The 21341-nt window shown below is 66.9% G+C and carries 21 protein-coding genes; 15 read left to right on the top strand and 6 right to left on the bottom strand.

Annotation, left to right across the window (positions count from 1 at the left end; translation table 11 throughout):
- Positions 1 to 151 precede the first annotated feature (151 nt).
- Complete coding sequence (locus tag N825_RS25635; protein ID WP_037458335.1) at positions 152 to 574, bottom strand: GlcG/HbpS family heme-binding protein; 423 nt, start codon at positions 572 to 574, stop codon at positions 152 to 154.
- A gap of 641 nt (positions 575 to 1215) precedes the next feature.
- Between N825_RS25635 and N825_RS25630 the strand changes: the two genes are divergently transcribed.
- Genes N825_RS25630 through N825_RS25615 form a run of 4 tightly spaced genes read left to right on the top strand, consistent with a single transcriptional unit; the run spans position 1216 to position 4878 of the window.
- Complete coding sequence (locus N825_RS25630; RefSeq protein WP_037458333.1) at positions 1216 to 2517, top strand: 3-isopropylmalate dehydratase large subunit; 1302 nt, start codon at positions 1216 to 1218, stop codon at positions 2515 to 2517.
- A gap of 20 nt (positions 2518 to 2537) precedes the next feature.
- On the top strand, positions 2538 to 3803 hold the full coding sequence (locus N825_RS25625) for a 3-isopropylmalate dehydratase large subunit (protein WP_037458331.1): 1266 nt from the start codon (positions 2538 to 2540) through the stop codon (positions 3801 to 3803).
- Positions 3803 to 4327 carry a LeuD/DmdB family oxidoreductase small subunit gene (locus N825_RS25620; RefSeq protein ID WP_051513067.1) on the top strand — a complete coding sequence of 175 codons (525 nt, stop codon included), beginning with the start codon at positions 3803 to 3805 and terminating at the stop codon, positions 4325 to 4327. Before N825_RS25625 ends, N825_RS25620 begins: the two co-directional genes overlap by 1 nt.
- Positions 4324 to 4878 (top strand): 3-isopropylmalate dehydratase, encoded by a 555-nt coding sequence (locus N825_RS25615; protein ID WP_037458329.1) that lies wholly within the window; start codon positions 4324 to 4326, stop codon positions 4876 to 4878. The genes N825_RS25620 and N825_RS25615 overlap by 4 nt, the downstream gene beginning before the upstream one ends.
- Positions 4879 to 5059: 181 nt before the next feature.
- Here N825_RS25615 and N825_RS25610 read toward each other — a convergent pair whose 3' ends face one another.
- From N825_RS25610 to N825_RS25600, 3 genes are read right to left on the bottom strand one after another with little or no spacing between them, the layout of a single operon-like run.
- On the bottom strand, positions 5060 to 5629 hold the full coding sequence (locus N825_RS25610) for a YbhB/YbcL family Raf kinase inhibitor-like protein (protein ID WP_037458327.1): 570 nt from the start codon (positions 5627 to 5629) through the stop codon (positions 5060 to 5062).
- Positions 5630 to 5665: 36 nt separating this feature from the next.
- Positions 5666 to 6616, bottom strand: a complete 951-nt coding sequence (locus N825_RS36925) for a helix-turn-helix transcriptional regulator (protein ID WP_051513065.1) — start codon at positions 6614 to 6616, stop codon at positions 5666 to 5668.
- 40 nt (positions 6617 to 6656) lie between these two features.
- On the bottom strand, positions 6657 to 8039 hold the full coding sequence (locus tag N825_RS25600; RefSeq protein ID WP_037458325.1) for an aminotransferase-like domain-containing protein: 1383 nt from the start codon (positions 8037 to 8039) through the stop codon (positions 6657 to 6659).
- Between the two features lie 133 nt (positions 8040 to 8172).
- Between N825_RS25600 and N825_RS25595 the strand changes: the two genes are divergently transcribed.
- Together N825_RS25595 and N825_RS25590 are read left to right on the top strand one after the other, a co-directional pair.
- The gene (locus tag N825_RS25595) at positions 8173 to 9459 is read left to right on the top strand and encodes a hydroxymethylglutaryl-CoA reductase, degradative (RefSeq protein WP_037458324.1); all 1287 of its coding nucleotides are present in this window, start codon (positions 8173 to 8175) and stop codon (positions 9457 to 9459) included.
- Between the two features lie 50 nt (positions 9460 to 9509).
- Positions 9510 to 10724, top strand: coding sequence for an ABC transporter substrate-binding protein (locus N825_RS25590; RefSeq protein WP_051513063.1), 1215 nt, complete (start codon positions 9510 to 9512; stop codon positions 10722 to 10724).
- A 150-nt stretch (positions 10725 to 10874) separates the two neighbouring features.
- Here N825_RS25590 and N825_RS25585 read toward each other — a convergent pair whose 3' ends face one another.
- Complete coding sequence (locus N825_RS25585) at positions 10875 to 11801, bottom strand: LysR family transcriptional regulator (protein WP_037458323.1); 927 nt, start codon at positions 11799 to 11801, stop codon at positions 10875 to 10877.
- 194 nt (positions 11802 to 11995) lie between these two features.
- On the opposite strand from N825_RS25585, the gene N825_RS25580 reads away from it, so the two are divergent.
- From N825_RS25580 to N825_RS25560, 5 genes are all read left to right on the top strand, one after another.
- On the top strand, positions 11996 to 12928 hold the full coding sequence (locus N825_RS25580) for a ring-cleaving dioxygenase (RefSeq protein WP_037458320.1): 933 nt from the start codon (positions 11996 to 11998) through the stop codon (positions 12926 to 12928).
- Positions 12929 to 12972: 44 nt separating this feature from the next.
- Positions 12973 to 13605 (top strand): alpha/beta hydrolase, encoded by a 633-nt coding sequence (locus N825_RS25575; RefSeq protein WP_037458317.1) that lies wholly within the window; start codon positions 12973 to 12975, stop codon positions 13603 to 13605.
- Between the two features lie 16 nt (positions 13606 to 13621).
- Positions 13622 to 14566: a ring-cleaving dioxygenase gene (locus N825_RS25570; protein ID WP_037458315.1), complete on the top strand. Its 945-nt coding sequence runs from the start codon at positions 13622 to 13624 to the stop codon at positions 14564 to 14566.
- A gap of 148 nt (positions 14567 to 14714) precedes the next feature.
- Complete coding sequence (locus N825_RS25565; protein WP_037458313.1) at positions 14715 to 15191, top strand: type II 3-dehydroquinate dehydratase; 477 nt, start codon at positions 14715 to 14717, stop codon at positions 15189 to 15191.
- The gene (locus N825_RS25560; protein WP_037458311.1) at positions 15188 to 16123 is read left to right on the top strand and encodes a 2-hydroxyacid dehydrogenase; all 936 of its coding nucleotides are present in this window, start codon (positions 15188 to 15190) and stop codon (positions 16121 to 16123) included. The genes N825_RS25565 and N825_RS25560 overlap by 4 nt, the downstream gene beginning before the upstream one ends.
- Here the strand turns inward: N825_RS25560 and N825_RS25555 are convergent.
- The gene (locus N825_RS25555; protein WP_037458309.1) at positions 16076 to 17038 is read right to left on the bottom strand and encodes a LysR family transcriptional regulator; all 963 of its coding nucleotides are present in this window, start codon (positions 17036 to 17038) and stop codon (positions 16076 to 16078) included. The two genes, N825_RS25560 and N825_RS25555, sit on opposite strands and share 48 nt — an antisense overlap.
- Positions 17039 to 17129: 91 nt before the next feature.
- Here N825_RS25555 and N825_RS25550 point away from each other — a divergent pair, with 91 nt between their 5' ends.
- From N825_RS25550 to N825_RS25535, 4 genes are all read left to right on the top strand, one after another.
- Positions 17130 to 18584, top strand: coding sequence for a 4-hydroxyphenylacetate 3-hydroxylase family protein (locus tag N825_RS25550; protein WP_037458307.1), 1455 nt, complete (start codon positions 17130 to 17132; stop codon positions 18582 to 18584).
- Positions 18581 to 19108 (top strand): flavin reductase family protein, encoded by a 528-nt coding sequence (locus tag N825_RS25545; RefSeq protein WP_037458305.1) that lies wholly within the window; start codon positions 18581 to 18583, stop codon positions 19106 to 19108. Before N825_RS25550 ends, N825_RS25545 begins: the two co-directional genes overlap by 4 nt.
- 326 nt (positions 19109 to 19434) lie before the next feature.
- Positions 19435 to 20466, top strand: coding sequence for a polyamine ABC transporter substrate-binding protein (locus N825_RS25540; protein WP_051513061.1), 1032 nt, complete (start codon positions 19435 to 19437; stop codon positions 20464 to 20466).
- A gap of 22 nt (positions 20467 to 20488) precedes the next feature.
- Complete coding sequence (locus tag N825_RS25535) at positions 20489 to 21340, top strand: ABC transporter permease (RefSeq protein ID WP_037458303.1); 852 nt, start codon at positions 20489 to 20491, stop codon at positions 21338 to 21340.
- Position 21341: the final 1 nt, after the last annotated feature.

The raw sequence follows: 21341 nt of genomic DNA, 5'->3' as shown, positions 1-21341 counted from the left end.
GTTCGGGAGGGGGGGGGGGTGGGAATCGAGGGCGAGTTGGAGCGTGGCCCGCCGATGGCGGGCCCGCTAAAGTCAGCCTTGTTTCCTGAATGGAAACTAACTCCCCCGGAACCGCGCACGGTCCCGGGGACGGCGGTTCAGGCCGGAAGGATCAGGAGACGACCGCCAGGGCGGCCTCGGCGACCTTCATGTCGTCGCTGTAGTGGCCGCCGCTGACGCCGATGGCGCCGATCATCGCGTCGTCCACCTTGATCGGATAGCCTCCGCCGAACACCACCAGGTCGGGGATGTGCGGGGCTCCCAGCGCCAGCGGGGCGTCATCCTTGATGAAGTCGTGCCAAACATGGGTCGGGATGCCGAACCCGGCGGCGGTCTTGGCCTTGTTGACGGCGACCTGGATCGCCAGCAGCGGCGCGCCGTCCATTCGGACGAAAGCCTTCTGGATGCCGCTCTCGTCGGCGATGCTGATCGCCATCGGGATGCCGAGTTCGCGCGCCTTGGCCTCGGCCGCGGCGATCATCCGGGCGGCCAGGACGGAGCTGACGCTCTTCTTCGTGATGGTGTCGGAACTCATTATTTTACTGTCTCCACTGGTATCGGGCCACCGGAGGTAGCCATTGGTATGGGATGACCTAGGCGATGGGCTGCTATCGGACGCCACCGCCATCGAAAGGCGTAATGCGTTCGATTTATATAAAACTTTCTATACTTATCTTAGGAATGAGTCAAACTAGAAAGATAGCTAAATTTTATCCTTTCGGTCTGCAGTTGCAGGTGGCGAACTCTAGGAGCCCGAAGCAAGAAAGAGTTTCAAGAAAATACATCCGTGTGGTCATTCAACGCGTTTCAGCGTCTCGGATCCCGGAAATGGGACAAGCTCGGCAGTCCCACGCGTGCGGAAGGCGGTGTCGGGGCGACCTGCGGCGGGGTGCCGCGGCAAAGCGCCGCGAAAGCCTGCGGCCGGCATCATCGCCAACGCCGCATCGTCAGCCATTCCACGCGCGGACGGCTGTGGAGGCATCGCCTCCCTCTCCCATCGTAGCCAAAAGCGATCGATCATAGGGTCCTTTACGGGAATGAATTGCAGATCGTTCGTGTCATATGCGATATTGCCTATTTGAATTCGCTGGCTGGATGTGCCGGCGCGGTTTGGTGCGGGGATCGGGACGGGCGACGTGGGCGCTCCGGGGACCTGGTCCGCAGATGGGGTGATCGATGGGACAGACACTGACGGAGAAGATCCTGGCGCGCGGCGCTGGCCGCGAGACCGTGACTCCGGGGGAGACGATTTGGGTCCAGGCCGACCTACTCATGACCCACGACGTGTTCGGACCCGAGGTGTTCCGGATCTTCGAGCGTGAATTCGGCGCCAACGCCGCCGCCTGGGACCGCGACAAGGTCATCGTGATCCCCGACCACTACATCTTCACCGAGGATCCGCTGGCGCGCCGCAACATCGACGTGCTTTCCGGCTTCGTCGAGAAGCACGGCATCACCCACTTCTTCAAGCCGGGCACCCCCAATTACAAGGGCGTCTGCCACGTCACGCTGGCGTCGGAGGGATTCAACCAACCCGGCGGCATCCTGTTCGGAACGGATTCGCACACCTGCACCTCCGGCGCCTTCGGCATGTTCGCGACCGGCATCGGCAACACCGACGGCGCCTTCATCCTGGGCACCGGCAAGCAGTGGCTGAAGGTGCCGGAGACGATGCGATTCGACTTCGAGGGTCCGCTGCCACCCTATCTGATGGCCAAGGACCTGATCCTCCGCGTCATCGGCGACATCGGCTGCGACGGTGCCGCCTACCGCGCGATGGAGTTCGGTGGAGACGGCATCGTCTCGCTCTCCATGGAGGAGAGGATGACCCTCTGCAACATGGTGATCGAGGCGGGCGGCAAGAACGGCATCGTCGCCGCCGACGCCAAGACCGAAGCCTATATGAGGGAGCGCGGCAAGACGGTGCGGGAATTCCTGACTCCCGACGCCGACGCGGCGTATCACAGCCGTCGCACCTATGTCAGCGCCGACCTCGCTCCCGGCGTCGCCAAGCCGCACAGCCCGGACAACTACGCGGAGGCCCGGTCGCTCGGCGACGTCACCCTGGACCGCTGCTACATCGGTTCCTGCACGGGCGGCAAGATCGAGGACTTCACCGCCGCCGCCCGCATCCTGGCGGGACGGCGCGTCGCGATCGACACCTTCGTGGTGCCGGCCACGACCGATGTCGAACGGGCGCTCAAGACCACGGCGGTCGATGGCGTGGCCCTGCTCGACATCTTCACCGAGGCCGGCTGCCGGGTCGGTCCGCCGTCGTGCGGCGCCTGCCTGGGCGGTCCGCTCGACACCTTCGGCCGCGCCACCGACACCCAGAAGGTGCTGTCCACCACCAACCGCAATTTCCCCGGCCGGATGGGCGCCCGCAGCGCCGAGGTCTTCCTGGCCAGCCCACTGACCGTCGCCGCCAGCGCGCTGACCGGCCGCGTCACCGACCCGCGCGAATTCCTGAAACACTGAAAGTCGGGAGCTTTCCCCCCATGAGCATGACGCTTACCGAGAAGATCATCGCGCGGCACGCCGGCTTGGACATGGTCAAACCCGGCCAGATCGTGTCGGCCAAGGTCGATCTCTGCATGGCCAACGACGCGACCATGCGCCTGAACATCGACATCTTCGACAACAAGGTCAAGGCGACCAAGGTGTTCGACAAGGACCGCGTGATCCTGATCATGGACCACCAAGTCCCCGCCGATTCGCCCCAGACAGCCGAGGTCCACCAGCTTTCGCGCAAGTTCGCCGAGCGGCTTGGGCTGACCCATTTCTACGAGACCGAGGGGATCTGCCATCAGGTGATGATGGAGAAGCACGTCGAGCCGGGCATGCTGGTGGTCGGCGCCGACAGCCACACCAACTCCTATGGCGTGATCGGCGCGGTCTCGTGCGGCATGGGCTCGACCGACGTGGTCGCAGTCATGGTCCGGGGGGAGACGTGGCTCCAGGTGCCCCACTCGGTCAAGGTCGAGCTGACCGGCACGCTGCCGGCGGGCGTCTACAGCAAGGACATCATCCTCAACCTGATCAAGCAAACCTCGATCAGCGGGCTGACCTACAAGGCGGTCGAGTTCACCGGGCCGGGGCTGGACGGCATCGCCGTGCCGCAGCGCTTCACGCTGTGCAACATGACGACCGAGACCGGCGCCAAGTCCAGCATGATAGCACCCGACGCCGCCACCTATGCCTACATCCGCGCGATCCGCGGTAGCGCGCCGGAGCCCGATCCCACCCTGTTCTCCGATCCGGACGCGGTCTACGAACAGACCTACCACATCGATCTGGCCTCGCTGAGCCCGCAGGTCGCCAGACCCCACTCGGTCGACAACGTGGTCGACATCGGCGAGACGGCCGGCGTCGCGATCGACCAAGCTTTCCTCGGCGCCTGCACCAATGGACGGATCGAGGACCTCCGCGAGGCCGCCGGCATCCTCGCTGGCCACAAGGTCGCCCCCGGCGTCCGCTTCATGGTGACCCCGGCGTCCCGCTCGGTCTATCTCCAGGGCATGCGCGAAGGCTTGCTCGAGACCTTCATGAGCGCCGGCGCCATCGTCAACCATCCCGGCTGCTCGGCTTGCTGGGGCGCCTGCCAGGGCGTGCTGTCCGCCGGCCAGACCATGATCTCCAGCGGCAACCGCAACTTCAAGGGCCGCGCCGGCAGCGCCGAGAGCAACATCTACCTGTCGAGCCCCGCCACCGTCGCCGCCTCCGCCATCGCCGGCAAGATCACCGACCCCAGGGAATACCTCTGATGACCGCGACCCCCGCAGTCCCATCCGAATCCACCCCGATCAGTGGCCGGAGCTGGAAGCTCGGCCACGACATCGACACCGACCAGATCATCCCGTCCCAGTACCTGGTGCTGGGATCGCTGACCCAGATGGCGACCCACTGCCTGGAAACCCAGCGGACGGATTTCGCGGCCCAGTGCCAGCCGGGCGACATCGTCGTGGCCGGCCGCAACTTCGGCTGCGGCTCCAGCCGCGAGCAGGCGCCGGTCGTGCTGAAGACGCTGGGTGTCGGCGCCATCGTGGCGCTCGGCTACGCCCGCATCTTCGCCCGCAACGCGATCAACAACGCGCTGCCGGTGATCGTGCTGCCGGAAGCCGAGGACATCCCCGATGGCCACCGCCTGTCGATCGTCCTCGCCGCCGGCGTGCTGAACGACCTGGACAACGGCCGAACCTGGAAGTTCGAGCCGATCACCGGCCTGCCGGGCAAGATCCTGGAGGCCGGCGGCCTGATCAATTATCTGCGCGCGGAACAGTCGGCATGAAGACCCGCATCGAAGGGCTGGCCTATGTGCTCGGTGACGACATCGACACAGACCAGATCATTCCCGCCGAACATCTCGTCTACTCCCTGGCCGACGAGGAGGAGCGCAAGCAATACGGCCGCTTCGCCCTGTCGGGAGTGCCCGACCACCAATGCGACGGCCCCTTCGTGCCGGAGGGCTGGCGGAGCCCCTACGCCATCATCGTGGCGGGCGACAACTTCGGCAGCGGATCGAGCCGCGAGCACGCCCCGGCCTGCCTGGAGATCGCCGGCGTCCAAGCCGTCATCGCCAACAGCTACGCCCGCATCTTCTACCGCAACGTCGTGGCCGGCGCCCGCTTCAGCCCGATCGAGACGGACGACTCGCTGAACAAGGTGACCCGGACCGGCGACCGCCTGATCATCGACCTGGACGCCCTGGAAGTCGAGAACGCCACCCGCAGCACCCGCCACGCGCTACGCTCGCTCGGCGAGGTCCAAGGCATCCTCGACGCCGGCGGCATCTTCGCCTTCGCCCGCCAGCACGGCTTGATCAGCAGGGTGGAGGGTTGAGGGGGCGTGAAGCAATCGGGAAATTTCTTGACCTGATTGACCGCGACACGAAAAGAAAGCCAATACGGTAATTATATCAGGCCGTAGGTCGGGTAGAGCGCAGCGGCACCCGACAAAGCAGGCGAGTTGATGTCGGGTGCCGCTGCGCTCTACCCGACCTACGAATTAGTACGACTTACTGTCACCGCCCGTAGACAGCCGTCACCGTCGCCTTGGCGATCGTGTTGGCGTTGACGAAGAAGCCGACCATGGCGCCTGACGCCTGACTGTCGAGCGGCAGGCTGTCGACATTCAGGGCGTGGACCGAGAAGATGTAGCGATGCGGCTTGTCGCCAGCGGGCGGACAGGCTCCGCCGAAGTCCGAGCCGCCGAAATCGGTGCGGCCGGGGACGGCTCCGGCCGGCAGGATGCGCTTGGCGAGGTCGCCGGCACCCGCGGGAAGCGATGTGACCGACGCCGGAAGGTTGAAGACGATCCAGTGCCACCAGCCGCTACCCGTGGGCGCGTCGGGGTCATAGAGCGTGACGGCGAAGCTCTTGGTGTCGGCGGGCGCTCCCGTCCAGGACAAGGCCGGCGAGACGTTGCCCCCGGTGCAGCCGAACCCGTTCAGCACCTGGGCCGCGGCGAGCGTCTTGCCCTCCGCGACATCGGGGCTGGACAGGCGGAACTCGTCCGCGGCGAGGGCGGGACCCGCCAGCAAGGCGTATGTGAGGGCGCCGGCCAAGACCAGCGGCGACGATGCGGCTTTCATCTGCGATTCTCCCAAGTCAGAATTTCCGGGAGAACGCTAGCCGGGTCCCCGCCCGCTCCGCGCGCCGCTACCGCTCAATTCCCGTCCCGCTTCGCTCACGGCGCCGCTATTCCAGCCGCCCCTCACCTCGGATGGCGGCATGCCAAACCGCTCGCGGAACCGGCTGGAGAACCGCGACGGCGAATCATAGCCGCAGGCGTGCGCCACCTCGACGATTCCGGCGCGCGAGGTCTGGAGCAGCGCCAGCCCATGGGACAGCCTGCGCTCAGCCAGGATCTCGCGGAAGCAGGTACCCTCCGCCGCCAGCCGGCGCCGCAAAGTCGCCTCGGAGACCTCCAGCAGCCGGGCGGCGTCGGCGGCGGTCCACGGCAGTTCCGGACGCGCCGCGATCATCAGGCGGATCTTCTGGATCGGCCCCTCGGCATCCGCCGCCGACCACCCGACGCCCCGCTCGGCCAGCGCCAGCACCACCTCGGCCATCCGGTGGCGGGCGACCTCCACCGACAGGCGGGGCGAGAGCAGCCCGCCGACGGCGTGGATGAAGGATTGCGTCAGGTCCGCGCCGGGCTCCAGCACGACGTGACCAGCCCCGGCTTTCCGCCCCGCGACCGGGTGCGGGACCGTCAGCGTCTCCCGGTCGAACACCATGGCGAAGGCGCGGTAAGCTCGCCCAGCAGGGTCGGGCAGGTTGGCGATATTGGGCCGCTCGCCGGCCCGCAGCGCCACGAACCAGCCGGACGGCACCACCGACGTTCCTTTTCCGCCTTCGCCTTCCCACTGAATGTGCTTCTCGCCGTCGAGCACCGCCACCAGGCAATGTTTCAGCACCGGCACCTCGCGAAGCCGTTGCGCCAGCGGCGCCGAGACGATCGCCACCGCGCCGACCTCCGCGCGCGCCACGCCGCCGTCATGCTGGGCGAGCAGGGGCAGCAGCTCCCGCAGCGGAGCGTCGGTCTCCAGGATCGAAGGTGCGATGGATGCGGTCATGGTCGAGCCGGACCATACACCCCGCCCGTCGCCGCCGCCATCACAGGTGCCGCCGGATGAAGTCCAGGAAGCGCGGGTCTCCCGCGCAGGCGATGTTGAGCCGCATGGCCGGGCGCTCCGTCCTGCGGTCGGCGGCGAAGACGAAGCCGGGCGCCACGAAGATGCTTTCGGCCGCCGCCGCCTTGACCAGCGCCACCTCGTCGGTGCCGGGCGGCAGGACGCCCCAGACATAATAGCCGCCGGCGGGAGCAACCGGCGTCTCGAATCCTACGGACTGGAGGCTGGGCAGGACGCTGGCGGTCGCCTCCGCGACATGGGCCTTCAATCCCCGCAGATGGCGCAGATACTGGCCACTGACGATCAGGCTATGGACCACGCGCTCGACATAGTCGGACGTGCTGACCACCGTCAGCATCTTCAGGTCGCACAGGGTCTTCGCCAGCGCCGGTTTGGCCGCGATGAAGCCGACCCTCAGGCTGGCCGACAAGGTCTTGGAGAAGGTCCCGACATGGATCACCCGGTCAAGCTGGTCGAGCGCCGCCAGCCGGGGGCTCGATGCCGGCAGGATATCGGCGAAGGGATCGTCCTCGACCACGTGGAAGCCGTGGCGGTCCGCGAGTTGGAGCAGCCGGTGCGCCACCGGCAGGCTGATCGACCCGCCGGTCGGGTTGTGGGCCAGCGACTGGGTGAAGAACGCCTTGGGCTTCAGGGCGGCGGCCTTGGCCGCGAGGTCGTCCAGGTCGGGGCCGTCATGGAGACGCCGGACACCGACGAACGGCACCTTGGCGAGCTTAAGCTTGCCGAACAGCGGATAATAGCCCGGGCTGTCCACCAGCACGGTGTCACCCGGCTCCAGCAGGTGGCGCACCACCAGATCCAACGCGTGGTTGGCGCCCTGCGTCAGCAGGATCTGGTCGGCCCCGACCGTGACGCCGCGCTCGGCCAGCGTCAACGCGATCCGCTCGCGCAGGGGTCCAAAGCCCCACGGGCTGCCATAGCCATGCCCGGCCTCGCCAGCGAACGGGGTCTTGATGCCGCGCAGGTGGCTGCCCAGCTCGAACTTCTTCATCCAGGACGGCGGCGGCCGGCCGTCGCCGACCCGCACGGCGTAATGCTGGTCCAGCTGCTCGCGCAGCAGCGACACCAGATCCACCGCGTCCACCACATGGGTGGATCTGGTGTCGAGCGCCGGGCTCCTGGCCGCCGCCACGAAGTAGCCCGATCCCTGCTTGGCCTCCAGCAACCCGCGCGCCACCATCCTGTCATACGCTTCCGCCATGGTGTTTTTGGAGACGCCATGCTCCACGGCACCAGCCCGCACCGACAGCAACCGCTCGCCCGGCTTCAGCAGCCCACCGTCGATCTGGGCGCCGATCTTCCCGATGATCTCGCCGACCCGCGTCACGCCACCGCCCTCCTCCACCAGTCTCCCCTCAACTGTCCCAGCCGATCCATTGGTACAGTGCCAGGGATAATCGCGCCAACTGTCCCTTGGCGAGGATCCTCCCATGCCGGAGTGTACGGTCAACAAAAAACCCTGGAGGAAGAGGCTGCCCATGGCCGAGAGCGAGCGCGGTTCCCGCATTTCCGGTTTCCATCGCAAATCCCCCGAGGAGCGGCTGAGGATCGTCGCCGAGTTCACCGGGCTCGACGCCGGCATGGCCGAAGGTCTGGCGCGCACCGGCAACCTCGACATCCAGCTGGCGGACCGGCTGGTCGAGAACGTCATCGGCGCCATGAACATCCCGCTCGGCATCGCGACCAACATGAAGGTCGATGGCGAGGACGTGCTGATCCCCATGGCGACCGAGGAGTCGTCGGTCGTGGCCGCCGTCTGCAACGCCGCCCGGCAGTGCTACGACGCGGGCGGTTTCACCACGTCGATGTCCGGAACGCTGATGATCGCCCAGATCCAGGCGGTCGGCATCGCCGATCCCCACGCGGCGCGGCTCCGCGTGCTGGACCGGTACTCCGAGATCAAACAGCTGTGCGACGACTGCGATCCCGTCCTGCTGAAGTTCGGCGGGGGCTTCCGCGACCTGGAGGTCCGGGTGCTCGACACGCTGAGCGGCCCGATGCTGATCACCCACCTGATCGTCGACACCCGCGACGCCATGGGCGCCAACGCCGTCAACACCATGGCGGAGAAGGTGGCGCCCCATGTCGAGGGCTGGACCGGCGGCAAGGTCTATCTCCGCATCCTGTCCAACCTCGCCGACCGCAGGCTGGCCCGCGCCCACGCCGTCTGGCCCACCGAGGAATTGGGCGGACCCGCCGTCAGGGACGGCATCATCAGCGCCTATCACTTCGCCGCCGCCGATCCCTACCGCGCTGCGACCCATAACAAGGGAATCATGAACGGCATCAGCGCCGTCGTGCTGGCGACCGGCAACGACACCCGCGCCGTGGAGGCAGGCGCCCACGCCTTCGCGGCGCGCGGCGGCCATTACGGCAGCCTGACCCGGTTCGAGAAGACGGCCGACGGCCACCTCAGCGGCTCGATCGAGGTGCCGATGCCCGTCGGATTGATCGGCGGCGCCACCAAGGTCCACCCGACCGCCCAGGCGGCGCTCAAGATCCTCGGCGTCAAGACCGCCGAACGGCTGGCCCGCGTCATCGCGGCGGTGGGATTGGCGCAGAACTTCTCCGCCCTCAAGGCGCTCGCCACCACCGGCATCCAGAAGGGCCACATGGCGCTCCACGCCCAGAACATCGCGATGATGGCCGGGGCCGCCGGCGGGGAGATCGACCAAGTCGCCCGCGTGCTGGTCGAGCGCGGCACCGTCCGGATCGACGTCGCCCAGACCGTTCTCCAGGACCTGCGCTCCGGCGCCAGGACCTGATGGCAGCAGCGAAAACCATAACAAAATCAGTGGAGGAAACCTTGAAGAGCATGAAGACGATCGGCCTGATGGCCGTCAGCGCCGTGGCCCTGCTGTCCGCCGCCCTTCCCGCCTCGGCCGAGATCGCCGGCGGCCGGGTCAAGCTCGGCGTGCTGACCGATATCAGCGGCTTCGCGTCGGACAGCACCGGCACCGGCTCCGTCGTGGCGGCGCAACTGGCGGCGGAGGATTTCGCGGCGCAACTTCCCGGCGCCAAGATCGAGGTGATCTCGGCCGACCACCAGAACAAGCCGGACATCGGCTCGGCCACCGCGCGCCGCTGGGTCGAGCAGGAGAGCGTCAACGCCGTGCTCGACGTCCCGTTCTCGTCGGTGGCGCTGGCTGTCAGCGAGGTGACGCGCGGCTCCAAGGCGCTGCTGGTGGCGTCGGGACCCGGCACGACCGCCCTGACCGGTCCGAAATGCTCGCCCAACACGATCCACTGGACCTACGACACCTGGGCCTTGTCCAACGGCACCGCCAAGGTGGTGACCGAGACGGTCGGCAAGAGCTGGTTCTTCCTGACCGCCGACTACGCCTTCGGCCACTCGCTGGAACAGGACGCCTCCGCCGTGGTCAAGGCGAATGGCGGAACGGTGGTCGGCGGTGTCCGGCACCCGACCAACAACTCCGACTTCTCGTCCTTCCTGCTGCAAGCCCAGGCCAGCGGCGCCAACATCATCGGCCTCGCCAACGCGGTCGGCGACACGGTGACCTCGGTCAAGCAGGCGGCGGAATTCGGCATCACCAGCGGCGGCCAGCATCTGGCGGCGCTGTTGATGCAGTTGAGCGACGTGTCCGCCGTCGGCTTGGAATCGGCCCAGGGCCTGTACCTGACCGAACCGTTCTACTGGGACATGACGACCGAGACGCGGGCGTTCTCCGACCGCTTCGCCGAGCGGATGAACGGCCGCCGCCCGACCGCCAACCAAGCGGGCGTCTATTCCGGAGCACTTCACTACCTGAAGGCCGTCAAGGCCGCCAACTCGACCGACGGCGCCGCCGTCGCCGCCGCCATGAAGGAGATCCCGACCGACGATCCCCTGTTCGGCAAGGGCAAGGTCCGCGTCGATGGCCGGGTGATCCACGAGATGCACGTCTTCCAGGTCAAGTCGCCGGACGAGTCCAAGGGTGACTACGACTTCTACAAGCTGGTCAAGACGATCCCGGCGGATCAGGCGTTCCGCCCGCTCGACCAAGGCGGCTGCCCATTGGCGACCCAGTAACCACCGCTGACATGAACCGCCCCTGAACGCAGGATAACTACCAACTTATGCATTTCGTAGGTCGGCTAGAGCGAAGCGGCAGCCGACACCACTCACAACACTCCTGCCCGTCGGCTGCCGCTTCGCTCTAGCCGACCTACGGTTGTACCTTCAATCGCCGCCCGGATGAACCACCCCCTCGATCAGCCGCCGCCGCCGTCCGATCTCCGCCGCCATGAAGTCCAGGAACACGCGGACGCGCGGCGCGTGGCGGAGGTCGGGGTGGGTCAGCAGCCATAGGTCGGCGGCCAGATCGGGATCGGGGGCGGCCAGCCGAACCAGCGACGGCCGGACATCGGCGATGAAGCACGGCAGGTGCCCGATCCCCAGACCGGCCTCGACCGCCTCGCCCAACCCCAGGACCGAGTTGGTCCGATAAGCCACCCGTTCCGGCGCCACGTTCTCGCGCACGCGCCGGACCACCTTCATGGTGGCCAGATCCTCGCTCAGCGACACCCAGCGCCGCTGGTACAGCGCCGCCATTCCCAGATCGCCCGGCTCGGGGAAATCGGCGGCCCGGCCGTACAGCGCCCAGCCGATGCTGGCGACGCGGCGGCCGACCAGCGTTTCCGGCGGGCTGTCGGTGGCGCGGATCGCCACGTCGGCATCGCGCTTCGACAGGTTCAGCGGCTGGTTGCTCAGCACGATGTCCAGCCGCATCTCCGGGCACTGTTCCAGGAACAGCGCGAACAGTGGCGTCAGCAAATGGACCAGCAAGCTGTCGTTGGTCGTGACCCGCAGCTCACCGGCTGGTGACGGCTCCCGCCCCGACACCTTGCGGGTGAAGGCGGTGATGTCCTCCTCCAGCCGTGCCGCCAAGGCCACCATCTCCTCGCCCGCCGCCGTCGGCGCGTAGCCGACCCGGTGCCGCTCGAACAAGGCGGTGCCCAGCGCCGCCTCGATCTGGCGCAACCGCCGGAACACGGTCGAGTGGTTGACACCAAGCTGCTGCGCAGCGGCCGGCAGCCCCTTGGCCTCCGCGATGGCGCGGATCAGGCGGAAGTCGTCCCAGGCGAGGTTCTTGTACGGCTCCGCCATCGAGCATCTCCCTTCCGCCGATTTCCCGATCGCAAGACCAACTGCGACGACGCACTCGTAGCATTGCATGGATGCAATCGATACCCCATAGGCAAAACAGCCGATAAACGCCATCTTTGGTTCAGACAAAACGACGCACCGAGAACAAGGCGAGGCCGGAACAGTATTTCCCGTCCGCCACGGAGGGCAAGACAATGACCCGGAACGGTATTCACCACGTCACGGCCATCGCTGGACCAACCTATCGCAATCTTGAATTCTATGGCGGCATCCTTGGACTGCGCCTGGTCAAGAAGACGGTCAATTTCGACGATCCCGGCACCTACCACTTCTATTATGGTGACGAGGTCGGCAGCCCCGGGTCGATCCTGACCTTCTTCCCGTGGGAACATGTGGCACCCGGCCGGCTCGGCATTGGGGAAACGCAGGAAACCGTCTTCCGCATCCCCGCCCAGTCGCTCGGGTATTGGACGCACCGGCTGATCGCGCACGGCGTCCGCCACGAGGCCCCGGAAAAGCGTTTCGGCGAGACCGTCCTGCCGTTCCGTGATCCCGATGGCATGCGGCTGGCTTTGGCCGCCGTTCCCGGCATCGGCGACGAGGCCGCTTGGACCGACGGCGACATCCCGGCGGAGCACGCGATCCGCGGCTTCCACGGCGTCAGCCTGCTGCTGAAGGAAGAGGGCGCCACCGGCACCATCCTGACCGACGTTCTGGGCTTCACCCGGATCGGACAGGAAGGCACCGTCGTCCGCTTCAAGGCGGAGGGTGCTTCCATCGGCGGCATCGTCGACATCCGGGTGGCGGGCGGTTTCCTGCCGGCGCGGATGGGTGCCGGCTCGGTTCACCACGTCGCCTTCCGGGCCGCCGACGATGCCGCCCAGGCGGAGATGGTGGAGAAGCTGGCGCGGAACCACGGCATCCGGACGACGGAGCAAAAGGACCGCAACTACTTCCGGTCCGTCTATTTCCGGGAGCCGGGCGGCGTCCTGTTCGAGATCGCCACCGACGAGCCCGGCTTCGCGGTCGACGAGCCGGTGACCACCTTGGGCCAGTCGTTGAAGCTGCCGGACTTCCTGGAGCCGCGCCGCGACGAGATCGAGGCCGTCCTGCCACAAGTCGCGTGAGACCCGTGGGAAGATGACTGCGGGAAGATAAGGAGACCCTGGACATGACCACCACGTCCCTATCGTTCATCCACCGCTTCGAACCGGCGACCGTGCCGGGCAAGCCGCCGATCCTGCTGCTGCACGGCACCGGCGGCGACGAGAACGACCTTCTGCCGCTCGGGGGCATGCTCGCCCCCGGCTCGGCCCTGCTCTCCCCTCGCGGCAAGGTGCTGGAGGGGGGCATGCCCCGGTTCTTCCGGCGCTTGGCCGAAGGCGTGTTCGACGAGGCGGACGTGCGCCGCCGCGCCGCCGAACTGGCCGATTTCATCCAGGAGGCGCGCGACGCCCATGGCTTGGCGGCCCCGATCGCGGTCGGGTTCTCCAACGGCGCCAACATCGCCGCGGCCCTGCTCGTCCTCCGTCCCGAGGTGCTGGCCGGCGCCGTGCTGCTGCGAGCCATGGTGCCGCTGGCCGACACACCCTCTGGCGACCTGTCCGGCAAGCCGGTGCTGATGCTCTCCGGGTCGATGGACCCGATCATCCCGGCCGACAACGCGGCGCGGCTCGCGGCCCAGTTGACCGCCGCCGGCGCCGAGGTCGACCACAAGATCCTGCCGACGGGACACGGTCTGTCCCAAGCGGACGTGACGATCGCCAGGAACTGGCTCGACCGTCTCACCGCCAAAACCGCTTAACGAAGGAACCTGGATCATGCAACTCACCGGCATCCACCACCTGACCGCCGTTTCCGCCGACGCCCCGCGCAACCACGCCTTCTACACGAAGACCCTGGGCATGCGGATGGTCAAGAAGACGGTCAACCAGGACGATGTCAGCGCGTACCACCTGTTCTACGCCGACGCCATCGCCTCGCCCGGATCGGACATCACCTTCTTCGACTGGCCGGTCGGGCGCGAGCGGCGCGGCAACCACAGCATCACCCGCACGGCGCTCCGCGTTTCCGGACAGGAGACGCTGGCTTGGTGGAAACGGCATCTCGCGGAGGCCGGCGTCTCCCACGCCGAGGTCATCGAGCGGGATGGCCGCCTGACCCTGGACTTCGAGGATTTCGAAGGCCAGCGGCTCAGCCTGGTCGATGACGGCGGCGCCGGTCCGGCCCACCCGTGGGATCGCAGCCCCGTCCCGGCGGAACACCAGATCCGGGGGCTCGGTCCCATCACGATGACGGTGCCCGACCTCAAGCCGACCGAGCTGGTCCTGACCCGCGTCATGAACATGGAGCAGGTCCGCGACTATGAAACGCCAGGGGCGGCCAACTCCCGCACCCATGTCTTCCAGATGGGCGGCGGCGGGGCCGCGGCGGAACTCCACGTCGCCGTGCGGCCGGACCTCGACCCGTCGCAGCCGGGAGCGGGTAGCGTCCATCACGTGGCGTTCCGCGTTCCCGACGCGGATTACGAGGCTTGGGCCGACCGGCTGGAGCGGGTGCGGATGCCGTCGAGCGGACCGGTCGACCGCTACTACTTCCGCAGCCTCTATTTCCGGGAGCCAAACGGCGTGCTGTTCGAGATCGCGACCGACGGTCCGGGCTTCGCCACCGACGAGCCGATGGAGACGCTGGGCGAGAAGCTGTCCCTGCCGCCCTTCCTGGAGGCGCGGCGCGCCCAGATCGAAGCGAACCTGAAACCACTCTGACCCAAGGCGGTCCCGACAGTGCGTCGGGACCGCTGGTCAGGCGGATCCACGGCATAGGAATTTTCGATTTCCCCCCGATCGGGAACGACGGCTAGGCTGGGCATCACCCTCGATGCCCGGCCCCGCCGCCGTTCCCACAGGAGATCCCATGCCGAAACCGCCTGTCGTCCTCTTCATCAACGGGCCTAACGCCAATCTCTACGGCCTTGATAAGAATGGGCTTTACGGCAGCGACAGTTTCCCCGCGATCCGGACGCGGTGCGAGGAGCACGCGGCCACCCTGGGGCTGGAACTGGATTTCCGCCAGTCCAACCACGAAGGCGTCATCATCGACTGGATCCAGGAGGCGCGCGCGTCCGCCGATGGGATCGTGATCAACGCCGCCGGGTTGACCTATACCTCGGTGTCGATCCTCGACGCCCTTCTGGCGTTCGACGGACCGATCATGGAGGCCCATATGAGCAATATCTGGAAACGCGAGCCGTTCCGCCACCACTCCCATGTCTCCCGCGCCGCCACCGGCGTGATCGCTGGCCTGGGCGTCGCCGGCTACGAACTAGCGCTGACCGCCATCTCCGGCCTGATCGCCCAACGGAGGTCCTTTGGCCTGGGACGGCCGGCATGACCCGGGAAACCATGGTCTTCCACAGCCAGTTCGACAAGCTGGAGATCTGGCGCGGGTTCCTCGAAGCGGAATTGCCGGACTTGGCGGTGCGGCGGGCCGACGAGATCGACGACCCCGCCAGCGTCCGCTACTCGCTGGTCTGGAAACCGCCCCACGGCTTCTTCGCCGACTACCCGTCGTTGTCCCTGGTGGTCAACCTGGGAGCCGGGGTCGACGCGCTGGTCGGGCGGACCGACCTGCCCGACGTGCCGATCACCCGCCTGTCCGACCCGGAGATGGCACGGATGATGGCCGGCTACGTGCTGTTCGCCGTGCTGCGCTACGCCCGCGACATCCACATCTTCGAACGCGCCCAGCGCGAGCGGCGCTGGCACTACATCCACCCGCGCGGCCCGGAGACGACCCGCGTCGGCGTGCTTGGCCTCGGCGAACTGGGAGCGGCGGCCGCCCTGGAACTGGCGCGCCAGGGCTTCGACGTCGCCGGCTGGTCGCGAACGCGCAAGAACCTCGACGGCATCGCCTGCATGGCGGGGCCGGACGAGTTGCCGGACTTTCTCGCCCGCTCCGACATCCTGGTGGTGATGCTGCCGCTGACGCCGGAGACCGACGGGCTGCTCGACGCCCGCCACCTGGCATTGCTGCCGCCGGGGGCCAAGCTGATCAACGTGTCGCGCGGCGCCGTGGTGGACGAGGCGGCGATGATCGCGGCGCTGACCGACGGCAGCATCGCGGAGGCGACCCTGGACGTGTTCGAGCGCGAACCCCTGTCGCCCGACAATCCCTTGTGGGCCATGGGGAACGTGCTGATCACGCCGCATCTGGCCTCGGTCGCCATCCCTAAATCGGCGGCGCGCCAGATCGCTGAGAACATCCGCCGCATCCGCTCAGGCCGGGAGGTCCTCCACCGCGTCGATCCGCGGCGGGGCTATTGATCCCGGCTCGAAGACGCCGCCGGGGGCGAAGGCCTCGCGCAGGAAGTCGGCGAAGGCCTGGACCGCCGGCCGCACCGACTGGCGGCGCAGGCGCAGGCTGGTGATGTGGGTGGGAGCCAGCGGCTCGATGATCGGCAGCACGGCGATCCGGCTGCCGTCATAGCCGATCATCGTCCGGGGCACGACGTTGAAGATCGCGTAGCCGTGCCCGTGGCCGACCAGCCCCCGGATCAGCTCGTACGATCGCGAGCGCATCCCGACCCGCGGCTCCATCCCGCAGGCGGCGAACAAGCCTTGGAAATAATCCCGCGAATGGGGCAGGTCGAGCAGGATGAACGGCTCGTCCGCGAACTCCGTCAGGCTGACCCGCTTCCGCCGCGCCAGCGGATGATCGGCCGAGACGATCACATGGGGCGGCAGGTCGGCCAACCGCTCCCCCAGGATCTCGTCCGGCACCGAGAACGAGTACGACACCGCGATCTCGGTCCGGCCGCTGGTCAGCCCCTCCAGGATATCCTTCTGGTCGCCCTCCTCCAGCCGAACCGAGATGCCCGGCGCCCGCCGCGCGAAGCCGGACAGCAGCCCCGGCATGAACCGCGCCGCCAACGTCACGAAGCTCCCGACCATGATCTCGCCGCGCAGCGCGTCGCCCAGCGTCTGGGCATTCTGGGCGAAGTCCCGGAAATGGGTGAGCAGCAGGCGGGCGTCATTGACGAACTTCTGCCCCGCCGCCGACAGCGAGACGCCGCGCGCGTGATGACGGACGAAGATCTGAACCCCCAGTTCCGCCTCCACCTGCGCCACGGCGGTGGACACGGACGGCTGCGACACGTTCAGCCGCTTCGCCGCCTCCGTCACGCTGCCGGCGTCGGCGGTTTCGACCACATAGCGCAGGACCCGGATCGACAGGTGCATTGGCTTTTCCAATCCAGATGAAAAGCTAAAAATATTTTCCCGATGCTAAAGTGCGGTGCACCATTGGTCTAGATGATTGTGGGAGAGCGTGATGATCCGTACGGGCGATGAATATCGGGCTGGCTTGCGCGACGGCCGAGAGGTCTGGATCGATGGCGAGAAGGTCGCCGACGTCACCAAGCATCCCGCCCTCAAACCGATCATCGACGTCAAGGCGCGCATGTACGACATGGCGCACGAGGAGGCCCACCGGGCCACCCTCTCCTATGTCGAGGACAACCAGCGCCACTCGGTCTTCTACCGCCCGCCGACCGAACAGAAGGACTGGAGCGACAAGATCGCCGCCGTCGACGCCGTGATGAAGGACATCGGCGGCGTCGTCACCCGCGTCGGCGACGAGACGATCGGCGAGATGTGGTCGCTGCAGGACGGGCGCGACGTGCTGGCCGAGATCGACCCCCGGTTCTCCGACAACATCGACCACCACATCCGGGCGGTGATCGAGAAGGACGTCTTCCACGTCTCGGCCAACACGGACCCCAAGGGCGACCGGTCGCGGGCGCCGCAGGACCAGGACCCGGACCTGATGGTCCACGTCACCCGCGAGACCGACGCCGGCATCGTCATCCGGGGCGCCAAGTACGAGACGGCGGCGGCCTACGCCGACCAAGCCTATCTCAAGCCCACCGTCGGCGCCTGGGCCAACGACAAGTTGTCCGACTACGCCGTAGGCTGCATCGTCAAGATGGGCGCCCCCGGCGTGCGGCACATCTGCCGCGCCGGTTTCGCGGGACGCGGCGACCCGGCGGATTATCCGCTCGCCAACAAGTTCGACGAGGTCGAGGCGCTGGTCGTGTTCGACGACGTGCTGATCCCGTGGGAGGACGTCTTCTTCTACCGCCACACCAAGGCGGCCCAGTTCGTCCGGAGCACCCTGCACCGTTATTCGGCGTTCCCCTACGTCCTCCGCCTGCTCTACGTCGCCGACATGATGATCGGCACCGCCATGTGGAACGCCAAGCAGACCGGGTTGGACAAGCTCCAGTCGGTCCGCGAGAAGCTGGCCGATCTGGTTTGCTACCGCGAGGGCATCAACGCCCACCTGACCGCCTCGATCGCGATGGCCGAACGCAGCCCCGGCGGATTGCTGATGCCGCAACAGTCGATGCTCTACGCCGGCCGGGTGTTCGGCTGCTCCAACCTGCCGAACATGATGCACATCGCCCGCGAGCTGTGCGGTGGCCAGATCTGCGTCACCCCCAACGCGGCGGCGTTCAATTCGCCCGGCACGTCGGGCTGGCTCAACAAGTTCTATACGCTGAACGAGGAATGGGAGGCGGAGGACCGCCGCAAGCTGCTGGCCTTCGGCCGCGACCTGCTGAACTCCGACTACGCCGGCCACAGGCTGACCTTCGTCCAGTTCGCCCAGGCGCCGCACTTCAACCACTTGGCCGCCGTCTACAACAGCTTCGACTTCTCCGGCCCGCTCGACTTCGTCCGGAAGGCCGCCGACCTGTCGGATAAGGTGACGGGACGGCCGCAATGATCGCGGAGACCGTGTCCGCCGCGCGCCCCGTCGATCCGGCGCTGTTCCGCGAGGCGATGCGCCTGACCGCCTCCGGCGTCGCGGTGGTGACGACCGACGGCGCCCAGGGCCGCGCGGGACTGACCGTCTCGACGCTCTGCTCGCTGTCCATGGAGCCGCCCTCGGTCGTGCTCTGCGTCCACAACAGGAGCAAGGCGCTGGAAACCCTGCTGGCCAACGGCGTGTTCTGCGCCAACGTCCTGCGGCAGGACCAAACGCGCGTCGCCGACAGCTTCGCGGGCGCCATCCCGGAATTGCGGGACGACCGCTTCGCCGCCGGCTCCTGGTCACTGCTGGAGACCGGCGCCCCGGTGCTCGACGGCGCGCTGTGCGGCTTCGACTGCCGGGTCGCCAAGGTGTTCGACTTCGGCTCCCACCGCATCATCGCCGGCGAGGTGCTGGCGCTGGCGACGGCTCCCTCCGAGCCGCTGGTCTTCTCCAACCGGGCCTACCGGCGTCTGGACGCGATGTCATGCGAGCCGTAGGTCGGGTAAAGCGAAGCGGCACCCGACAAGCCGGCACGTCGATGTCGGCTGCCGCTTCGCTCTAGCCGACCTACGGCAACACTAATAATGAAGTAAATGAAACCGCAGACCTAAAGGTTCGCGGGTGTTTTTTCCGTACCCTAAAACACAGAATTAACAACATTGGATCTTGTTCATTCCTAAGGCGATGAAGATCAATATTTGTGCATCCATCATTTCTGACATCACCCCAATCCCTGTCACACTCTCATTCATTCAACTGGCACAATCCTTGCTATTTTCTTAGCTAACGAATTTCAGGGTACAGGCAACAGGGGAAGACAGACATGAAGCCGCATTTCATCGCCATGGGGTTGGCGGCAGCCATCCTGGCCGTCGTTCCGGCGCAGGCCGCCGACAAGCTGGTGGTCAGCACCTGGGGCGGCAGCTTCCGCGACCTGATCGACGAGGCGATCGGCCAGAAGTTCACCGCCGATACCGGCGTCGAGGTCGAATACGTGACCGGCGGCACCATGGACCGGCTGAACAAGGCCAAGCTCGCCAAGGGCGCGCCGGAAAGCGACATCACCTTCACGACCTCCCATGTCGGTTGGCTCTACGCCTCCGACGAGCTCTACGAGACGCTGGACCTGTCCAAGGTTCCGAACGCCGCCAACCTGGTGGAACAGGCCAAGATCAGCCCGTACCACATCGGCTCCTGGGCCTATGTCTACACGATCGGCTACCGCCCCGACCTGGTGCCCGAGGGCGTGACCTTCTCCAGCTGGCAGGACCTGTGGTCGCCCAAGCTCAAGGGCATGCTGGCCGCCCCCGACTTCGATCCCAGCCACATCATCAACGTCGCGGCGCTGCTGTCGGGTGCCGACGCCGCCACCTGGGAGAAGGGTCAGCCCAAGCTCCTGGAGCTGAAGCCCAACTTCAAGGCGTTCTACACCAACGATGCCAACAGCCAGCAGCTTTTCGCCACCGGCGAGACGCCGGTGCAGGTCGTGCTATCGATGAACGCCTATTACATGATCGACCAGGGCGTCGACATCAAACTGGTCGTGCCGAAGGAGGGCGCCATTCTGGGCGTCGACACCATGGCAATCATGAAGGGCTCGAAGAACGCCGAGCTTGCCTATAAATTCATCAACACCGCGCTCGACCCCGAGGTCCAGGCCAAGATCGCCGAGATCAAGAAGGGCAGCCCCGTCGTGCTCAACGCCAAGGTCGACGCCGAGACCGCCGCCTTGCCCGGCGTCTTCACCAAGGCCGAGCAGTGGAACAGCCAGGCGATCGTGATCGACCACAAGCTCCGCGCGGAGAAGACCGCCGAGTGGCGGAAGTGGTTCGCCGAAAACATGATCTCACGCTGATCCCCACACCGGGTTTGAATTGATGACACGACGACCCTTCCTCGGCTGGTTCGTCTCTCCGGCGGGGCTGGTGGCGCTTGGGCTCGCCGCCGCCCTAGCGGCGGTCTTCCAGTACAGCCTGCGGGCCTACATCCCGGGATCGCTCGACGTCGGCGGCTTCACGCTCGGCAACTTCGCCGACCTGCTGAAGCCGATCTACGGCAGCGCCTTCCTGCAGACCGTGGCGCTGTGCTTCGAGACCGCCGTGATAACCCTGCTGCTGGGCTATCCGCTGGCCTACGCCCTGGTCCGGACCCGCAACAAGGCGCTGAAGTCGGTGATCCTGATCATCGCCGTGACGCCGCTGTTCCTGGGCGAGGTGGTCCGGACATATTCCTGGATGATCGTGCTGGGCAACAACGGCTTCATCAACAGCGTGCTGATGGGACTGGGGCTGATCCAGAAGCCCGTGCAGTTCATGTTCACCAGTTTCGGGGTCGTCGTGGCGCTGGTCCACGTGACCTTGCCGGTCATGGTGATCATGCTGGCGGCGGCGCTGTCGCATATCGACCGCGACTACGAGAAGGCGGCCGAAAGCCTGGGCGCCGGTCCGATCCGGGCATTCCTGACGGTGACGCTGCCGCTGTCGATGCCTGGCATCATCGCGGGAGTCACGACCGCCTTCGCCTGGACCTTCAGCGCCTTCGCGACACCCCAGCTGATCGGTGGCGGCAGGGTCAACACGATCTCGACGCTGGTCTACCAGCTGGGCTTCGCCTCGTTCAACTTTCCGTTCGCCGCCACCCTGTCGGTCGCCGGACTGGCGCTGACGCTGGTGGTGCTGGCGTTGCTGAAACGGGTCATGCGCCCGCTCGAAAAGCTCGGGGAGCACTGAG

The organism is Skermanella stibiiresistens SB22 (genome assembly GCF_000576635.1).
GTDB lineage: Bacteria > Pseudomonadota > Alphaproteobacteria > Azospirillales > Azospirillaceae > Skermanella > Skermanella stibiiresistens.
The sequence above is the reverse complement of the archived record's forward strand: the minus strand, read 5'-3'. Positions and strand labels throughout refer to the sequence as shown.